This window comes from Deinococcus radiopugnans ATCC 19172 (assembly GCF_006335125.1).
Lineage (GTDB): Bacteria > Deinococcota > Deinococci > Deinococcales > Deinococcaceae > Deinococcus > Deinococcus radiopugnans.
The window spans coordinates 34,140-51,452 of the sequence record NZ_VDMO01000025.1 but is presented as its reverse complement, the minus strand read 5'-3'; the positions used below and the strand labels follow the sequence as shown (position 1 = coordinate 51,452).

Genomic DNA, 17,313 nt, shown 5'->3' with positions numbered 1-17,313 from the left:
GTAGCCTGTGAGGCGGCGGGTTTTGGTGGCTTCACACCTCAAAACACCGCCATTTCTCGTTTCTGTCGAGGGACAGACCGGAAGGTGACCTTCCCGCCGTCTGGGACGACTAAAAAATGAAGTTGTCGGCTACTGAGCTCTGATACGGATTCCGTTTGTAACGCGACAGACATCGGGACAGCTCCGATGTCCACGCTCCACGTCCAGAACCCGTTTTTCCCCTGCTCGCTTCGCTCGGATTTCCAGGTGTTTTTAATACCTTTCAATCGGAGTCCATATGATTGCCCAACTCAGCCCAGGATTTACCCCAGCTCAGCCGGAGCGAAATGGGATATCCGAGCACGTGATCTTGACGCCATGATGGCCATGTCTCTCCAGAAAATTCTGGAGACTGGACCGGGACAGCCCAAAGTCGCTCGTCGGCCCCACGATAACCTCCTCGATGGGCGCTCTGGACTGGCCGCTGGCCCTGATCACGATGTATGGCACGAGCATGATTTGATTTGTGCGTCTTTTGAGGAGACGACGCAAAAGGCCCTGATCTCCGCCCATTCCCGGAAAGAGCCATCTTTCATCCTGGCGAAAGCGCACTATCGTAGATCACCGGAACAAGGAAAGAGGTCAGGCCGAGTCCAGCGCCGTATCCCTGAAAATCCGTTCTCAGCGCGGTGACGTTGAACCTGACCGAAGTACCGTTGCCGGCGGAACCGCAGTCGCGCCACTGGCCGAGCTGATTGCCGTTCTCGGAGAAGCTGACGGTGTAACTCGGGCACATGATCGCGTTGACGTTCATTCCCGCCACCTGCTGGATGAACCCGATCAGATTGTCGGAAGGAAAGGCAGAAGACCTGATCTCGCCCGACATGGTCCCGAGCAGATCAAAGCCGTGAACGATCTCGTGCTTGTCGTTGAGGTGGTGGAATTCGTGGCCGAGATGCTGTTGGACTCGGCGGTGCCTTTGGATCCGCTCAGCGTGGTGTAGCGGTAGAGGCTCTGCACCGCAGCCGGAATGCCGGACATCTGTTCGATGCGAGGTTCTCTTTGGGCAGGACCGGCGGCGGGGTCCCGGACCCTACGGGAGTGTCGGGCTTCCGCCGGTTTCGGGGGGCGTCCGGCACCCTCGACAGCGCCTTGGGGAGGGCGGTTTGACGCACAAGAAGAGTTCGGTGAAGGCGCCGATCATGCCCCTCTATTGCGCTGATAGTGATATTTGCCAGGTTCCCCCGCCATCTGCCGGTCATCCACCCGCGCCGTTCACGCAGGATTCACATTCCCTCCCCGTGCGCTTCACGCACCTGAACCTACCTTCTATTTCAAAGCACTCAACCGCGCCGCGCCGCATGGCCCACCTTCTGCGACAGGAGAAACACCCATGGATGTCATCATTTATACCCCCGGCCCGCAGGCCCAGTCCACGCCCATGATCCAGACACCGTATGGCTATGGCCCCAGCTCCGGCCACCCCCACGGCGGCCCCGGCTTTCTGCTGCCGCTGCTGATCGTCGGCGGCTTCCTGTTCCTGAGGGCCGGGAACAAGCGCCGCCGCTGGGCCAGGCGGCAGATGCAGCGCCCCACCCCGGCAGGCGGCCCGGCAATTCCCGAACCGCACGAGGATGACTGGAATCTGCGCGAGGACCCGCACGACATGTTCCGCCAGACCCGCGAACAGTTTTTCAGCGACGGCGCACTGGGCATTGTCCGCGAACGCTACGCCAGAGGGGAAATCAACGCCGACGAATATGAGACGCTACGCCGCACGCTGAGCGGTGAGGGCGAACGGCAAGGGCCTGACCTGAGCAAACCGGACTCCGGGGATGACGGACTGAAGCTGTAACTCAGGGCCAGTGGCGGCGGGGAGAACACCCTTTCCCGCCGCCTTCGACTGCCCCGGCCCAACCTCCCCCTCAAGCCTCGCCTTCTTTCACCCAGAGGATCACCCATGTTTCTTGCCCTGCGCGAACTCCAGCACTACCGCTTCCGCTCCGCCCTGATCGGCGGCATCGTCGCCCTGATCGCCTTTATGGTCTTTATGCTCACCGGCCTGACCCGGGGGCTGGCCCAGGACAGCGCGGCCCTGATGATCAACACCCCCGCCAGGCACTTCGTCACCACCCGCGACGCGGCGGGCGTCTTTAACCGCTCCTTCCTCAGTCCAGATGATGTGGAGCGCATCACTGCCATCGGCGAAAGCGCCGTTACCCCACTGGCCCAGAGCTTTGCCAGCTTCAGCGGTGGGACTGAAGCCACCCAGCTCAGCGGCGTGCTGCTGGGCGTGGATCCGTCCGGCTTTATGGCCCCCAAGATCACCAGCGGCCAGGGCCTCGCGGCGGGCGTGAGCGGCGCTGTGGTGGACCACTCCCTTCAGGAAGACGGCGTGAACGAGGGCGACACCCTGACCCTCAAGCCCGGCGGCGAAACGCTCAAGGTACTGGGCTTCACCAACGCGGCCCGGCTCAACCATCAGCCGGTGGTGTTCGTGACGCTGGACCGCTGGCAGGCCCTCAACCCCCGCACGCGCGGCAGTGTGAGCGCCGTGGCGCTCAAGACCGACGCCGATGTGACCAGCCGGATCGCTGAACTGGATGGCCTCAGCGTCCTGACCCGTGCCCAGGCGCTGCAAGTGCTGCCCGGCTACAAGGAAGAACAGGGCAGCCTGACGATGATTCAGGTGTTCCTGGTGGTGGTGGCCGCCTTCGTGATGGCCGTGTTCTTCTACGTTCTGACCCTGCAAAAGACCCCACAGTTCGGGCTGCTCAAGGCCATCGGGGCCAGCACCCGCACCCTGGCGGGCAGTCTGGTCGCGCAGATGCTGTTCCTGACCGTCATCGCCGTGGCCGTCGCCGCCCTGGTCACCCTGGGCATCGTGACCCTGCTGCCCGCCGGCATTCCGTTCGCGCTGACGCTGCCCACGCTGCTCTCCGCTTCGGCGCTCTTGATCGTGGTGGCCGCCCTGAGCAGCCTGCTGAGCCTGCGCACCGTCGCCAGGGTAGATCCGCTGATCGCCATCGGCACCGTGACCTGACGTATGCAGGGGCCTGAGCCAGATAGTCCAGACCTGTTGACCAACCGTTTGCCCTTTTTCCCAACAAATTCAGGAGTACGCCATGACCCTTACCGCCCCCCGCCCGCAGACCGCCCCCGGCTCTCCGTCCAGTTCCGCCCTGCTCACCCCCACCCTCGTCCTTCAAGACGTCAGCAAGACCTACGGCGACGGCGACGGCACCATCACCGCCCTGCATCCAGCCACCCTGGTGGTGCAGCCCGGCGAACTGGTGGCCATCAACGGCCCCTCGGGCAGCGGTAAAAGCACCTTCCTGTCGATTGCCGGGGCGCTGCTGCGGCCCACAGGCGGGAAGGTCAGGATCGCCGGTCAGGATTTGACGGCCCTGTCCGACGCGGGGCTGCCCGCCTTCCGGCTGAAGAACCTGGGCTTTGTGCTGCAGAGCAGCAACCTGATTCCATACCTGAACGTCCGTGAGCAGCTCACCCTGGTGCCGCACCTGGCCGGTGAGGATGGCTGGGACGCCCGAGAGCGGGCTGAAGAACTGCTGCGGTTGCTGGGCCTGTCCGGACGCGCCCGGCATTTCCCGGACGCCCTGTCCGGTGGGCAGCGCCAGCGCGTCGCCATCGCCCGCGCGCTGATGAACGATCCGCAACTGATCCTGGCCGATGAACCCACCGCCAGCCTGGACAGCGTGCGGGGCCGTGAGGTGGTGGAGTTGCTGGCCCAGCAGGTGCATGCCCACGGCAAGGCCGCCGTGATGGTCACCCATGATGAGCGTGTGCTGGACCTGTGTGACCGCGTGGTGAGCATCGTGGACGGGCGGCTCCGGGAGTAGGGTGGCCCGCCCATTTCCTGACCGAGGCCCTTCTTCTTTATCCACCCATTCCCATCAGCCTGACCGCTCAAGGAGTGCTGCCATGACCAATCCCATTCTTCTTCTTCGCTGGATCATTCGCATCGCCGGCATCGTGGCCCTGGGCATGGGGCTGGCGTTCTGGGGCGGTAGCGGGTCCGCCCTGCTCAGCGCCCACCAGGGCCTGGGCTCTCTGGTCTCGATTGCGCTGCTGCTGATGGCCGTTCTCGGCTTCAGCCGGGGCGTCGCGCCGGGGCTGCTGGGGCTGGCCCTCGTCTGGAGCCTGGTGGTTCCCGCCATCGGGGTCATGCAGTTCCGCTTGCTGCCGGGTGACCTACATTGGATCATCCAGGTCTTTCACCTGCTGCTGGGCGGCGGGGCCATCGCGCTGACCGAGATCATCGCGGGCCGCGCGCTGAAGGGCCAGGCTGTGGCGGCTTGAGGAGAAAGAGCATGGCTCCCGATCAACCTGTATCTCCCCAGTCCACCCCGCAGAGAGACACCCTGGCCTGGAAGTTGCATGCCCTGCAACTGCGTGGGCTGGGCTGGGCGGCGCAGCACGGCATCACCCTGCTGCGCCTGGCGCTGGGCGTGGTCTTCGTGTGGTTCGGCGCGCAGAAGTTCTTTCCCGGCCTCAGCGTGGCGCAGGATCTCGCCACCAACACCATCTCGGCCCTGACCTTCGGCACCGTTGGGGCGCAGGTCAGCCTGCCCGTCCTGGCCACGTGGGAATGCCTGATCGGACTGGGGCTGCTCTCCGGGCGTTTTCTGCCCGCCACCCTGCTGCTGTTGCTGGCACAGATGGCCGGAACTTTCATGCCCCTGATTCTGTTTCCCGGCGAGACCTTCAAGATCATGCCGTGGGTGCCCAATCTGGAAGGCCAGTACATCATCAAGAATCTGGTGCTGGTGGCAGCGGCCCTGGTGGTGGGCGCAACCGCGCGCGGCGGCAGGCTGATCTACGATGCCCAGGCCGCCGAGACCGCCGAACACACCCAACGGGTGCACGAACGCTTTCGGCGGCGCTTTCATCAGGACCCCGAGGAATAAAATCCCCTTCCGCCCACCCGACTTGACCCACCGAAGTGGCACCTCACGACAGCTCAAGGAGGCACGGCGCACATGACCACCATTCTGATCGTGGAAGACGAGGCCCGGCTGGGCGACATCCTGGAGGAGTACCTGCGCCGCGAGGGCTACGTCACCGAGCGCGCCATGACCGGCCCGCGCGCGCTGGAGCTGTGGCGCGCGGCCCGCCCCGCCCTGATGCTGCTGGACCTGATGCTGCCCGGCCTGGACGGCCTGGAGGTGGCCCGCCGCGTCCGTGCCGAGTCCGCGCTGCCGATCATTATGATGACGGCCCGCGACGAGGAAGTGGACCGGCTGGTGGGCCTGGGCATCGGCGCGGACGACTACGTGGTCAAGCCGTACAGCCCACGCGAGGTGGTGGCCCGCGTCAAGGCCGTGCTGCGCCGCGCTGGAGGCGCGGCCGGTGCAGGCGGCGGGTTCGGCCTGCCGACGCTGCACCACGCCGGGCCGCTGAGCGTGGACACCGCCGCCTTCGAGGTCCGCGTGAACGGTGAGGCGCTGGACGTGACGGTGGCCGAGGTCCGCCTGCTCTCGGCCCTGGCCCGCACGCCGGGCGTGGTGAGGACGCGGGCCGAACTGCTGTCCGCGCTGGGCGCGCTGGAACGCGGCACCGACGAGCGCGCGGTGGACGCCCACGTCAAGAACCTGCGCCGCAAGCTCGGCGAACACGCCGAGCTGCTGGACACGGTGCGCGGCGCGGGCTACCGCCTGCGCCTGGAAGGATGAGGGTGGGACCGGGTCCCGTCCGGCCTGACGTCGGAAAACGTTTGGAGGGCCGCCCGACACGGCGCGGGTCAGGTGGGCGCGGGCGGGGCAAAAAGCGCGAGCGTCGCGGCGGCCTGCGCGGCCGCCTGACCCGCATGTTCGCGCTGGTGGCGGTGCTGGCGGTGGCGGTCACCACCTCGGGCACGGTCAATTCGGCGTTCCGGGTGATCGACCGGCTCAATCCGGAACTGGGCCTCGGTTCCCTGTGGGACGGGGGGCGGCACGCCAATCCCTCGGCACCACTCACGGCACACGAACTCGTGGCGCGCGACGCCCGGCGTCGGATCATCGGCAGCGCGGTGCGTTCGGCGGTGTTCAGCGCGCTGGTGGCCGTGATCGTGGCCGGACTGGTCACGCGGCAGCTCACGCGCCCGCTGTCCCGGCTGGTGGACGGTGCGGGCCGCCTGCAGGCCGGGGCGCGCGACGTGCAGTTGCCGCTGCCCCGCCGCCATGACGAGGTGCGTGACCTGACCGGCGCATTCAACGACCTCACCACGGCCCTGGCCCATCAGGAAGCGTGGCGGCGGGGACTGATGGCCGACATCGCCCACGACCTGCGCACGCCGCTGGCGGTGCTGCGCTCCGAGATCGAGGCCATGCAGGACGGCGTGCAGCCCACCGACGCGGCGGCGCTGGCCCGACTGCACGGCGAGGTGCTGCTGCTGGCCCGCCTGGTCACGGACCTCCGGCTGTTGTCGCTGGCCGAGAGCGGCGCGATCACGCTGACCCCCACGCCTGTGGATGGGAGTGAAGTCCTGCAGGCCCTGGCTGACGCCTATGCCCTGCGAGCCGCAGAGGCGGGGGTCACCTTGACGGTCAACGCCTCCGCCCCCGTGCCCTTCACTGCTGACCCGGACCGGCTGAGGCAAACCCTCCAGAACATCTTGGACAACGCCCTGCGCTACGCCGCCCCCGCCCCGGTGAACCTGTCAGCGCACTGGGACGGAACGGGGGCGGTTCTGACCATCCGCGATCACGGGCCTGGGTTTCAGCCTGACGACCTGTCGCGCGCTTTCGAGCGTTTTTACCGCGCCGACGCCAGCCGCAGCCGCGACCCCGGCGGACGGGCCAGCAGCGGCCTGGGCCTGGCGATTACCCGTGCGCTGACCGAGGCGCAGGGCGGCACCATCACGGCGCGCAATCACCCGGCGGGCGGGGCGGAGTTCACGCTCCGCTTTCCGGCGGTGACAGAAGAGCTGACCTAGAACGACCAGCACGCCCAGTTTGTTTTGCCGCCCGTGAGCAGCGCCTGCGTCTTTGTCGTGTCGCCGTTCACGAAGGTGCTGAGGGTCGCCTCGCCCTGACGTTCCCACCATTCCAGACCGCCGCGCGCGTCCGCTGGGCCGCTCAGGCCCGCGTACCGCGCACCGCTGGCACTGATCGTCTCAGCCAAGCCGGAGTTCACGCCGGTCCACTTCAAGACGGCGAACATGGGGCCATGCCGTAAGCGACATCCACCACGCTAATTTTTTTGCCTATATTGCAGGTGTGAGAGTAGCTTCGCTCAGGAGCCACGGGGGGACACCGGCTCCACCCGCGCTGGCCGTCACCAGGGCGACGCAGGTCAACCCTGGACAAGTCCCTCATCAACAGCCCTTTGTCAGGTGGGGGCAGATCCGCTGATGGTGGGAGGCGTAGAAGACCCGTCGATCAGGTTAGCGCGACGCCTTCGTGGTCAGGCCAATGACCAGAAGTCAGACCCCGGCGATAACTGCAGTTGTCCCTGGGGGCGCCTCAGAGCTACGGTTCAAGTGCAATTGGACTGGACCGACCGAGGGGAGAACCTCATCCAGATCAACGTCAGGACGAGCAGAGCGAGCAGCTCCGCCCGATTTTTGCGGTAGGCCGGGAGGTGAGAGCCGAAGCACACCATCAACGATTTCAGGGCAGCGGAAGATGCGCTCTGTTCTCGCGTGCTGGACGACATATTTCAAGTCCCTCGAAAACTGTCGGGGACTGAGCGAAGATCCGCACCATGGCGCGGATCTTCCACGTCGCGCCTCTCACGCCGCAGGACGTCAATGACGTCCTGCTCCCACTTCTCCCCGACGGCAAACTGACCCTGATCCTGGTGGGATTGCCTTGGGCTGCCCGTAATGCCCTTCCTGCCCATCGGCACGTCAATTACCCGAGTGTCGGTTGCTCAGGAAAGCCAAGCCACAACATGGAAGATGAAAGATTTATGCGATAAGAGTAAATTTTATAACTGACCCTCTCACCATTTAATCTGTTAAGAATCTTACAGTGTCCTTGCAATCTAAGAAACATGACAGGGAGGTGACCGTGAAGTTTTCCCCTGGTTAACCCCGACCTATGGGCATTCTCTGAGCAGAATGTGGGCTCCGGCGGCCGTTCGTTCACTCGATTCGAGGAACTATCTGGATCTTTCAATTCATGAGAGACGCCACCGATTTTCATTGGCGTCGGTGCTGGCTCATGTCGCCGACACAGAATGCTCATGGATGGGGAGGGGGGGGGTTTTAGTATGCACCATTCCAAATCTCTCGCGTTGTCGCTCACCGGCGCCCTCCTTCTGGCGGCCTGCAACACCACCGCGCCGTCTCCCAAACCCGCACCAGAGGCCAGCGTGCCGCCGGGCGCGCAGCAGCCCCCGGTGGTGTTGCCGCCCTCCGTCGATGGCTGCGCCACGCTCACGGTCAATCTGAAGAACGTCGCCGGGGCGGCGGGCAGCGCGGCCGCCCCAGTCAGCGTGCAGAACGCCTCAGGGAAGACCGTCTTCTCCGGCACGGCGGTCGCGGGCCAGAAGCTCTCGGCCACCTTCCTGGCGGGCAAGTACACCGTCACCGGCCACAAGATGCAGGGGTACGACGCGCCCAACACGCCGCAGTCGGTCAGCCTCGACTGCTCAGCGAACAAGAACATGGCGGTGACCCTGGAGTACCGTGCGTCCCAGGTGGCCCAGCAGGAGGTCGCCAGCATCGCCCTGAACGGTGACACGCCGGTCAAGGACGTCGACGGGGCCGCGTTCATGGGCCTGAAAGAAAAGAACGACAACAAGGACGTGATGCTGTTCGCCGCACAGACCGAGGAACCGGTCCTGGTGCAGATGATCGTGCGTGACGCGGCCGGTGCGCCGGTGCCCGGCGCCCGCGTGAACGTCTCGGCCGACAGCGACTCGGTCAGCGTCGTCGCGGGTCATGTGCGTGCCGGGGCCAACAGCGTCCCCGGCCTGAAACTCCAGTCGTTGATGGCCACGGCGTTCTCGGACGCCGACGGCGTGGTGCGCTTCACTGTCTACGCCACCAGCGCCCCCCAGACGAATACCCCCGTGAAATTCGTGGTCAGCGCGAGCGAGCCGGGCGACGCGCCGGCCAGCGCCGCGCTCGCGGAATTCAAGATGTTCTTCACCAACATGAGCCACCTGTATTACCGTGGCGACACCAGCTTCGGGGCCACCGACACGATCGGCACCAAGCAGCGCCTGGGCGGCAACGTCGGCTCTTTCGAGAACAACTGGTTCAACACCAACCAGCGCGTTCACAGCTTCGGCACCGTCGCTTTTGAAAAGCAGCCCCAGACTGGCCCCTATCCCGTGGGCAGCGGTCCGTTCCCAGGCTACATGGAGTACACGCTGGAACCCGTCACGGGCCAGGAATCCGATCTCCAGCGCCTGTTCCTGACCACCAACGCCAGCGCCATCAGCGGGGCAGGCAGCGTGAGGGCCAATGGCGGCCAGAACGTCTATCTGCGGCCTGCCCTTGATCTGAAGGCGCAGGAGCTGCCGCTGACCGCAAATGTGCGGGCCGACTACCACTACCGCGTCAGCTACGGCAACACCGACTACGACTTCTTGCTCAAGAGCTATCTCTTCACCAAGACCTTCAGCGGCGCGACGCTGGAGATCGAGAAGACCGGACCGAGCATCATCACCTGGACCGGCTTCAGCGGCGCGGGGCACGATCCCTACGCCCCCGACGACGTGAACCTGCCGCCCCGGCTGGACGACGGCAACCGCACGGCTGGCGGCGAGGACAACTTCACGGTCGGCAAGACCTACACCTATCAGATCCGGCTGCGCAACACCTCGGGCACGGCCGCGCGCAGCGTGACGGTGCGCGACGAGCTGCCGGCCGAACTGGGCTACGTGCTGGGCAGCGCCCGACTGGTCGATGCGGCCGGCGCGACCGTGGGCACGGTGGCAGCCGATTACGACCTGAACACGCACACCATCGACTTCAACGAGATCGGTGACCTGGCCGCGGGCGCGGAGGTGCGGATCAGCATCGACGTCTATGCACGCCAGAAGCCCGGCTACGCCTGGAACGACAACGACCGCGACGGCAACGCCGATCCGGTGAGTGGCCTGCGGGGCGCCTACGGCCTGACGCCGCCCGAGACGGTGGCGAACCTGAACGACGAGTACCAGGACCCCTACGACATCAAGAACCGCGCCAAGGCATCGGCCAGCAATGCCGCCGAAGTCGACTCGTACAAGTACATCAACGTGGTGCGTCCGGTCGCGCGCATCACCAAGACGGCCCTGGACCGGGAGGTCACGACCAACCAGCAGGCCACGTTCCAGATCAAGGTGGAGAACTTCGACCGCTCGAAGTCCGGCGAACTCGACCCGCGCATCCGCGAGGCCTACGCCCAGCTCAAGAGCCGCTTCCCGAACGAGTACAAACAGGAAGGCTTCCTGCACCAGGCGCGGATCGAAGACACCTACGGCCCCGCGTTCAGCGGCCCGGTGGCCCGCGACGAGCAAGGCAACATCATTGCGCTCGAACGCTTTGACCAGACCAACGCCAATGACCGCCGCATCGGCCTGAACCTGGGCACCCTGCTGAACGGCAGCTCGCGCACCATTGCACTGTCGCTGCGCGGCGAGATCGTGGGCAATGAAAATCTCAACTGCGTGCGGCTGTTCGGCTGGAACCTCAACCAGCTCTTCCGGGGCAACCGGGGCGAATACCTGCAGTTCGAGGGCCCGGCAGGCACCCTGTCCAATCCGTACGCCCTGGACCGGGGCCGCAACTTCCTCGAAAGCTGCGACAGCGTGGATATCGTCGGGAAGCCGGCCTGGGGCCGGGACCTGTGGGATCACGTCTACTCCGCCCAGGAATTTGCCCGCGACGACGGCACGGACGCGTACCCGGTGGGCTCGCGGTACGTGTACGACATGTACTACGACAACGAGGGCATCGCACCCGCGACCAACGTCTTTATTAACACCGCCCTGCCCAAGATGGCCAACCTGCAGAACAGCTCGTCGATCTACCTCGGGTTCTGGAACGACTTCCAGAGCGGGAACCCCGGCGCCGGGTTGCAGCTTCACCAGATTGATCTGCGGAACCCGGCCACCTGGACGGTGACGTTCGGTAATTCGACGGTGACGGCCCAGCCCAGTGCCGATGGGCGCAGCTTCCGCTTCCACGTGAACCAGATGGATCCTGGCGAGCGCATCGGGATCGAGTTCGGCGTCGTGGCCAGCCAGAAGGGTGACGATCTGTTCCGCAGCTCCATGACCTGGGACCAGGGCAACGGCCGCACGCTGGACGACAGCGAGCACACCTTTATCACGGACTGAGTTCCGCGTTGTCCAGAAGGCGGCCATGGGGTACGGTGACGTCCTGAGCATCTGACGCTTCGCGGGCAAGGGCGTCCCGAACGCAGTGCGGCATGGCAAAGGGCGGTCTCTGGGTCACAGACTCAGAGGCCGCCCCACTGTCTGCCGGCGCACTAGTGTCCTTTTGTCGTCTGGCTGCAATGCGCCTGGCGTGGCTTCAGGCCGAATCCACGCGGCGCCGCAAGATCGCGCTCCAGCTGTCCCGGGACGCCACGCTTGAATCGAAGATCCGCACCGTGGCGCGGGTGTTCCACGTCGCGCCTCTCACGCCGCGGGACGTCAATGACGTCCTGCTGCCTCTTCGTCCCGACGGCCGACTGACCCTGATCCTGGACCACATCTTCATGGGCAGAACAGACTGTCGTCGTGAGAGAGCACCCGTATGGGGCGAGTCCTCCCCATCAGGACGCGTGCCCGCACCTGGCACGACGACCAGACGCCCCCCACATCCTGATGCTGGGGGCGCTCCTCGGTGGCGCGGTCATTCCCCTGGTGTGGTCCATCTTGCCGCATCAGGGGAACAGTGGCCCTGCGGCCCATTTGTCTGGTGGCCATGCTCAGAAAAACAGCCCGTCAGGATCATAGGGTTGTCATCGGAGGGCATGCCCAAACTGCCCCCTCGTCTGGCACACTCCTGGTCTGCGTCACTCAACCTCATGATCTGTAGAGCCGATCTTAAGCGAGGCTGGAATCTAACCCCCGCGTAACACCCTGGGCCTGGAATACATCGTGTCCCAGCGGTTTTGGTGGATGCGTGTGGCGCGGCGAGTGAGGCCCAACTTGTTGGAGCCCGATGGTTTGCCGCCCTACAAGGAGGGGTATGAAATATCTTCAGGACCATTGGACCGGCGTGCTCCTGCTGGCCGGCATCGGCTTCATTCACTTCAGGGATATCCCCGACAAGCTGGATGAAACGGCGTATCTGGGCTGGCTGTACATTTTGTTGGTGGCCGGTTGCGCAGCGGCGGGAGCCTGGCTGCTGAGTTCGCACTGGAAAAACGGCTATGGCCTGGGTCTGCTGATCTCTGCGGGGGCCATCGTCTTCTACGTCCTGACCCGCACCACCGGCCTGCCCAACGCGAAGGATGACATCGGCAACTGGGCCGAACCCTCCGGAATCATCGCCCTGATCCTGGAAGTGGCTTTCGTGGTGCTGAGCGTCATCCAGTTGCGCCGCCCAGCGCCCGCCATCCAGGGGATCAATTCCGCCGTTCACTGACCCAGGCAGCCAACGATTGGCTTCACCCATGCTCAATGGAGGCCTCTGCACTTCTCCATCTCTCATTCCGTGGTCCAGGGCGCCCATCAGAGTTGAGGCCAGTCGCCCACGCCGTCTCTGACCGACCGTAGCCCTCGCCCCACTCTAAGGAGATTTCCATGACCCAGAACGACTCCAGCAAGACCGCCGCCTATCCCGCCCCCGACGCCCTGAAGACGCCCACAGACCTCAAGGCTGACGGCGTGCAGAAAATCGTTGAGGCCATCAACCCGATCATCGCCGACGCCTATGCCGTGTACCTCAAGACCAAGAACTTTCACTGGCATCTCTCTGGCAGCCATTTCCGCGACTATCACCTGCTGTTTGACGAGCAGGCCGGGCAACTGCTGGCCTCCACCGATCCACTGGCCGAACGCGTCCGCAAACTGGGCGGCACCACGTTGCGCTCGGTCTCGCACATCTCGGGCCTTCAGACCGTGCAGGACAACAACGCCGACTTCGTGGCCCCGCTGGACATGCTGCGTGAGTTGATGGCCGACAACCAGGGCATTGCCGCCAGCATGCGCGCCGCCCACGAAACCTGTGACGACGCCCGCGATTACGCCACCTCCAGCCTGCTGGAAGTGTTGATTGACGAGACCGAGCGGCGCATCTGGTTCCTGTTCGAAGCCGCGCAGGGCGGAGAGCACACCAGATAATTCTGACGCCCGCCTCTTCCGCATTTCCCCAGGTGTCGGCTGCCCCGGCAGCACCACGAGGAGTCTTCCCATGAGTGAGGACAGCAAGGCCACCAACAATAAGGCCACACAGAGCGAGGTTTATAAACCCAGCGAACCCACCGACATGCAGGCCCCCAAGCAGGGCCAGACCCGGCTGACCAACGCGGCGGGCAATCCGGTGGCCGACAACCAGAATTCCCTGACGGCCGGCAAGGACGGTCCAGTGCTGCTTCAGGACCATCACCTGCTGGAGCGCATGGCGCTGTTTAACCGTGAACGCGTCCCCGAGCGCGTCGTTCACGCCAAGGGGACAGGCGCGTTCGGCACTTTTCGCGTGACCCGCGCCATTCCTGAATTGACGGTGGCGAAGCTGTTTCAAAAGGAAGGCACCGAATGCCGGATGCTGGCCCGCTTCTCGCAGGTGGCTGGGGAGCGCGGCTTTGCCGACACCGTGCGCGATCCGCGTGGCTTCTCATTGAAGTTCTATACCGAGGATGGCAACTGGGACATGGTGGGCAACAACACGCCGGTCTTCTTTGTGCGTGACGGCCTGAAATTCCAGGACTTCATTCACAGCCAGAAACGCCACCCGGTCACGCACCGCCGCAGCGAAACGATGATGTTCGACTTCTGGAGCCTGCGCCCCGAGTCCATGCATCAGGTGGTCTACATGTTCGGGGACCGGGGCATTCCGCGCAGCCACCGCCACATGAACGGCTACTCCAGCCACACCTACAGTCTGTGGAACGCTCAGGGCGAGCGCGTGTACGTCAAGTGGCACTTTCACACCCAGCAGGGCATCCAGAACCTGATGGAACCCGAGGCGATGGAGATTGCCGGGCAGAACCCGGACTTTTACCTGCAAGACCTGTTTGAGGCCATCGAGCGCGGCGAGTACCCGAAGTGGAAGGTCAGCCTCCAGGTGATGCCGGAGGCCGATGCCGAGACCTATCACCTCGATCCTTTTGATCTCACCAAGACCTGGCCGCACGCCGATTACCCATTGATGGACGTGGGCGAATTCGAGTTGAACGAGAACCCGGACAACTACTTCGCGCAGATCGAGCAGGCCGCCTTTGAGCCCAGCAACGCGCCGCGAGGGTTTGGCTTCAGCCCCGACAAGATGCTGCAGGCCCGCCTGATGAGCTACGCCGACGCGCACCGCTACCGGATCGGGGCCAACTACGCCGCGCTGCCTGTGAATCTGAATCAGGCCGTCTCGCCAGTGCAGACCTACCACCGGGACGGCCAGTTGCGTTTTGACGGCAACTTCGGCGGCATGCCCGTCTATGAACCCAACTCATTCGGTGGTCCGGTGCAGGACGGCGGGGAAGCCGCAGAACCCCCGATCACGGTGGGCAGCCGCGCAGACCGCTACGGCTGGCCCGACACCGACGAGGACTACTTCGCCCAGCCGGGCGCGCTGTACCGCCTGATGCGCTCAGAGGAACAGGCCCGCATGCACGACAATTTCGCCCGCCATCTGGGCGCGGCCCCTGACTTTATCCAGGGGCGGTATCTGGCCCAACTGGACAAGGTGGACGCCCGATTGGGCGCGGGTGTGCGCGCCAGTCTGGAGAAGCCGGAAATGAAGGCCAGGCCGCAGATCGAGACGATCTTGAAAGAGGACCACACCCACGCGGCGGGCGGTCCGCTGTCGGGACAGGCCCAGCAGACCGTGGGGGCCGACGACTGATACGGATTCCGTTTGTTTCGTGTAGGAACCGGGAGAGCGCCGGTTCCTACACTCCACGTCCGGAGGGATGTTTTTCTCTTTCTCGCTATCGTCGCGGACAGACGCCCATGAGGACGCTGCTCCTCCCCCTCGGATTTCTAGGTGTTTCCAACACCTTTCAATCGGAGTCCGTATGAGCATATTGGACCACCATTGGGCACCCCCTCTTCACCGTGGAGAGGGGGGTGCATTGATCAGCAAGCAAGTCCGCAAAACGTCCTCACCACTTTCAAACACCCGTCAATCCCGCTGGGCAGTTTGCGGAAAGGTCACCGTGACGCGCAGGCCGCTGGGGGCAACCGGCACCAGGTCTAGCCTGGCCCCGTGGAGTTGTGCAACGCGCTGGGCAATGGCCAGACCCAGCCCATTGCCCTGACCGCTGCGTGCGGCGCCCACCTGGTAAAAGGCGGTGGTCAGGTGCGGCAGGGCCGCCGGAGGAACGCCTGGTCCGCTGTCCACCATGCTCAGGGCCACCCCGGACGGCGTGCCAGTCACGGTCATCCGCATGGCCGCGCCGCCACCGTAACGCAGGCTGTTGCCGATCAGGTTGTCCAGCAGGGGAGAGAGCAGCGCCTCGTCCCCCAGAATCCAGGTGAGGCCCACCGTGCCGAACTCCAGCGGCAGGTCCGGGGCCAGCTCACGCGCGCGGTCCACCGCCTCCCCGGCCAAGCGGGAGAGTTCCAGCGGACGCCGCTGGATGTCTCGCTCGCCGCGTGCCAGCAGCAACAGTTGTTCACTCAGGCGGCGCATCCGTTCCAAGTCCGAGAGCACCTCGCGCAATTCCTCACGCAGTTCGGCCTCTGAACGTGGGCCGCTCAGCGCGCCTTGCAGTCGGGTCTTCATGGCCGTCAGTGGCGAGCGCAGGTCATGGGCGGCCGCGTAGGTAAACGTTTCCTCGCGTTCACGGACCTCGGCCACCTGCCCGAACGAGGTTTGCAGCACGCCGGCCAGGCGGCCCACCTCGTCACCCCGGTCCGCGCCGGGCAGCGCGGCGCGCAGGTTACCGCCGCGTCCAATGGCCGCCGCTGCCGCCGTCAAGCGTTCCAGTGGCCGCAAGAGGCGTCCAGCCAGCAGAAAGCAGAGTAGGGCTGCCAGGGCGGCTGAAACGGGCACAGCCACAGCCAGGCTCCGGAGATAGGCGCGCAGTGGGTTGACCACCCCCAGCACGTCGCTGGCCAGCTGCGCGGTGGCCAGCGTGCCGTTCAGGTTAAAGGTGGAGATCAGCACATCGTGGCCCGCGCGTCTGGCCCTGCCAATCGGCAGCGTCAGTGAAATGGCCGGAAATTCAGGGGTGACGGCCACCACCCGGCCTTCCCGGATCACGCGCACGTCCACCGTGCGTGGCAGGGTGTTCAGCACATACGGCCCTGTCGACGAGGCCGGAATGGTTGTGAGCGTCTGTTCCAGGCGTGGCAGCAGCAGTTCCAACCGCTCATACTCGGCCCCTACCAGAAAGGAACGCAGTACCAGGAACTGCACGGCGGCCACCGCCAGCACCACGAGAACCGTAATGGCGGCCACGCCCAGCGCCAGGCGGGCGCGAATGGTCACGGCTGGTTTCATCTTTTTCTGCGGACCAGCCCTGGCCCTGGATGGTTCACGGAAGCTGGTATCCCAGGCCACGGGAACTGAGCAGCGCTTCTGGCGAGAGTTTGCGGCGCAGGTAGCTGACGTACACGTCCACCACCCGTGCCTCGCCGCTGAAGTCCGGTCCCCAGACCTTCGAGAGCAGTTCCTGACGGGTAAACCAGCGCCCACGGGACAGCACCAGCGTTTCCAGCAGGGCGTACTCGCGGGCAGTCAAGCCCACCGTCTCGCCGTGCCAGCAGACCTCGCGCCGCCCGGCGTCCAGCAGCCCGGCCCCGTCCGCAAACGGCACCCGCGCGCTGCGGACCCGCTCGCCGCGCCGCACCACCGCGCGCAACAGGGCCAGCAGCTCCGGCAGCTCGTAGGGTTTGGGCAGGTAGGCGTCGCCACCCAGATCCAGTCCCTCCACGCGGTCCGGCAGGGCGCTACGTGCGGTCACGAAGATCAGCGGCAGCTCGCTGCCCTCGGCGCGCAGGGTGCGCGCCACCTCGAAGCCGTCCAGGCCAGGCAGCCACACGTCCAGCAGGGCGGCATCGAACTCCCCGCTGCGGGCGTGTGCCAGACCATCCACGCCGTTTGCGGCGATCTGCACCTGGTGCCCAGCGTCCCGCAGGGCACGCGCCGTCGGCTGGGCAATGCGCCCATCGTCCTCCACCAGCAGTAGCCGCATGCTCAGCCCTGCTGGGGAGACAAGCATAGAAAAAGCGTCAGGCAAAAGGCGGTCACCTTCCCAAGCTAGCGTGCGACGACACACT

The 17,313-nt window shown here is 65.2% G+C and carries 15 protein-coding genes and 2 pseudogenes; 13 read left to right on the top strand and 4 right to left on the bottom strand.

Annotation, left to right across the window (positions count from 1 at the left end; all coding sequences use genetic code 11):
• Positions 1-571: 571 nt before the first annotated feature.
• Entirely contained in the window at positions 572-865 is a 294-nt protein-coding gene (locus FHR04_RS17400) for a hypothetical protein (protein ID WP_139404500.1), read from the bottom strand.
• A gap of 507 nt (positions 866-1,372) precedes the next feature.
• On the opposite strand from FHR04_RS17400, the gene FHR04_RS17395 reads away from it, so the two are divergent.
• The 7 genes from FHR04_RS17395 (at position 1,373) to FHR04_RS17365 (ending at position 6,916) form a co-directional block, all read left to right on the top strand.
• Positions 1,373-1,834: an SHOCT domain-containing protein gene (locus FHR04_RS17395; protein ID WP_139404499.1), complete on the top strand. Its 462-nt coding sequence runs from the start codon at positions 1,373-1,375 to the stop codon at positions 1,832-1,834.
• Positions 1,835-1,939: 105 nt separating this feature from the next.
• Positions 1,940-3,022, top strand: a complete 1,083-nt coding sequence (locus FHR04_RS17390) for an ABC transporter permease (protein WP_139404498.1) — start codon at positions 1,940-1,942, stop codon at positions 3,020-3,022.
• Between the two features lie 82 nt (positions 3,023-3,104).
• On the top strand, positions 3,105-3,839 hold the full coding sequence (locus FHR04_RS17385) for an ABC transporter ATP-binding protein (RefSeq protein WP_139404497.1): 735 nt from the start codon (positions 3,105-3,107) through the stop codon (positions 3,837-3,839).
• Between the two features lie 82 nt (positions 3,840-3,921).
• The gene (locus tag FHR04_RS17380; protein ID WP_139404496.1) at positions 3,922-4,299 is read left to right on the top strand and encodes a hypothetical protein; all 378 of its coding nucleotides are present in this window, start codon (positions 3,922-3,924) and stop codon (positions 4,297-4,299) included.
• An 11-nt stretch (positions 4,300-4,310) separates the two neighbouring features.
• The gene (locus tag FHR04_RS17375; protein WP_249039193.1) at positions 4,311-4,907 is read left to right on the top strand and encodes a DoxX family protein; all 597 of its coding nucleotides are present in this window, start codon (positions 4,311-4,313) and stop codon (positions 4,905-4,907) included.
• Between the two features lie 72 nt (positions 4,908-4,979).
• Positions 4,980-5,672 (top strand): response regulator, encoded by a 693-nt coding sequence (locus FHR04_RS17370; protein WP_139404495.1) that lies wholly within the window; start codon positions 4,980-4,982, stop codon positions 5,670-5,672.
• A gap of 41 nt (positions 5,673-5,713) precedes the next feature.
• Complete coding sequence (locus FHR04_RS17365; RefSeq protein WP_249039192.1) at positions 5,714-6,916, top strand: ATP-binding protein; 1,203 nt, start codon at positions 5,714-5,716, stop codon at positions 6,914-6,916.
• On the opposite strand, the gene FHR04_RS17360 is transcribed toward FHR04_RS17365, so the two are convergent.
• Positions 6,913-7,143 (bottom strand): MliC family protein, encoded by a 231-nt coding sequence (locus FHR04_RS17360; protein ID WP_139404493.1) that lies wholly within the window; start codon positions 7,141-7,143, stop codon positions 6,913-6,915. The two genes, FHR04_RS17365 and FHR04_RS17360, sit on opposite strands and share 4 nt — an antisense overlap.
• Positions 7,144-7,680: 537 nt before the next feature.
• Between FHR04_RS17360 and FHR04_RS17355 the strand changes: the two are divergent.
• The 6 genes and pseudogenes from FHR04_RS17355 to FHR04_RS17325 form a co-directional block, all read left to right on the top strand.
• A pseudogene (locus FHR04_RS17355) lies at positions 7,681-7,797 on the top strand (IS4 family transposase); the annotation flags it as partial.
• A 399-nt stretch (positions 7,798-8,196) separates the two neighbouring features.
• Entirely contained in the window at positions 8,197-11,259 is a 3,063-nt protein-coding gene (locus FHR04_RS17350; RefSeq protein WP_139404492.1) for a DUF11 domain-containing protein, read from the top strand.
• A gap of 167 nt (positions 11,260-11,426) precedes the next feature.
• Positions 11,427-11,841, top strand: a pseudogene (locus FHR04_RS21710) (hypothetical protein); the annotation flags it as partial.
• A 277-nt stretch (positions 11,842-12,118) separates the two neighbouring features.
• A complete protein-coding gene (locus FHR04_RS17335) occupies positions 12,119-12,517 on the top strand; it encodes a hypothetical protein (RefSeq protein ID WP_139404491.1) in 399 nt (132 codons plus the stop codon).
• Between the two features lie 158 nt (positions 12,518-12,675).
• On the top strand, positions 12,676-13,215 hold the full coding sequence (locus FHR04_RS17330; protein ID WP_139404490.1) for a Dps family protein: 540 nt from the start codon (positions 12,676-12,678) through the stop codon (positions 13,213-13,215).
• 70 nt (positions 13,216-13,285) lie between these two features.
• Positions 13,286-14,932 (top strand): catalase, encoded by a 1,647-nt coding sequence (locus FHR04_RS17325; protein ID WP_211344213.1) that lies wholly within the window; start codon positions 13,286-13,288, stop codon positions 14,930-14,932.
• Positions 14,933-15,211: 279 nt separating this feature from the next.
• Here FHR04_RS17325 and FHR04_RS17320 read toward each other — a convergent pair whose 3' ends face one another.
• Entirely contained in the window at positions 15,212-16,534 is a 1,323-nt protein-coding gene (locus FHR04_RS17320; RefSeq protein ID WP_221265599.1) for a sensor histidine kinase, read from the bottom strand.
• Between the two features lie 34 nt (positions 16,535-16,568).
• On the bottom strand, positions 16,569-17,228 hold the full coding sequence (locus tag FHR04_RS17315) for a response regulator transcription factor (protein ID WP_139404489.1): 660 nt from the start codon (positions 17,226-17,228) through the stop codon (positions 16,569-16,571).
• Positions 17,229-17,313 lie beyond the last annotated feature (85 nt).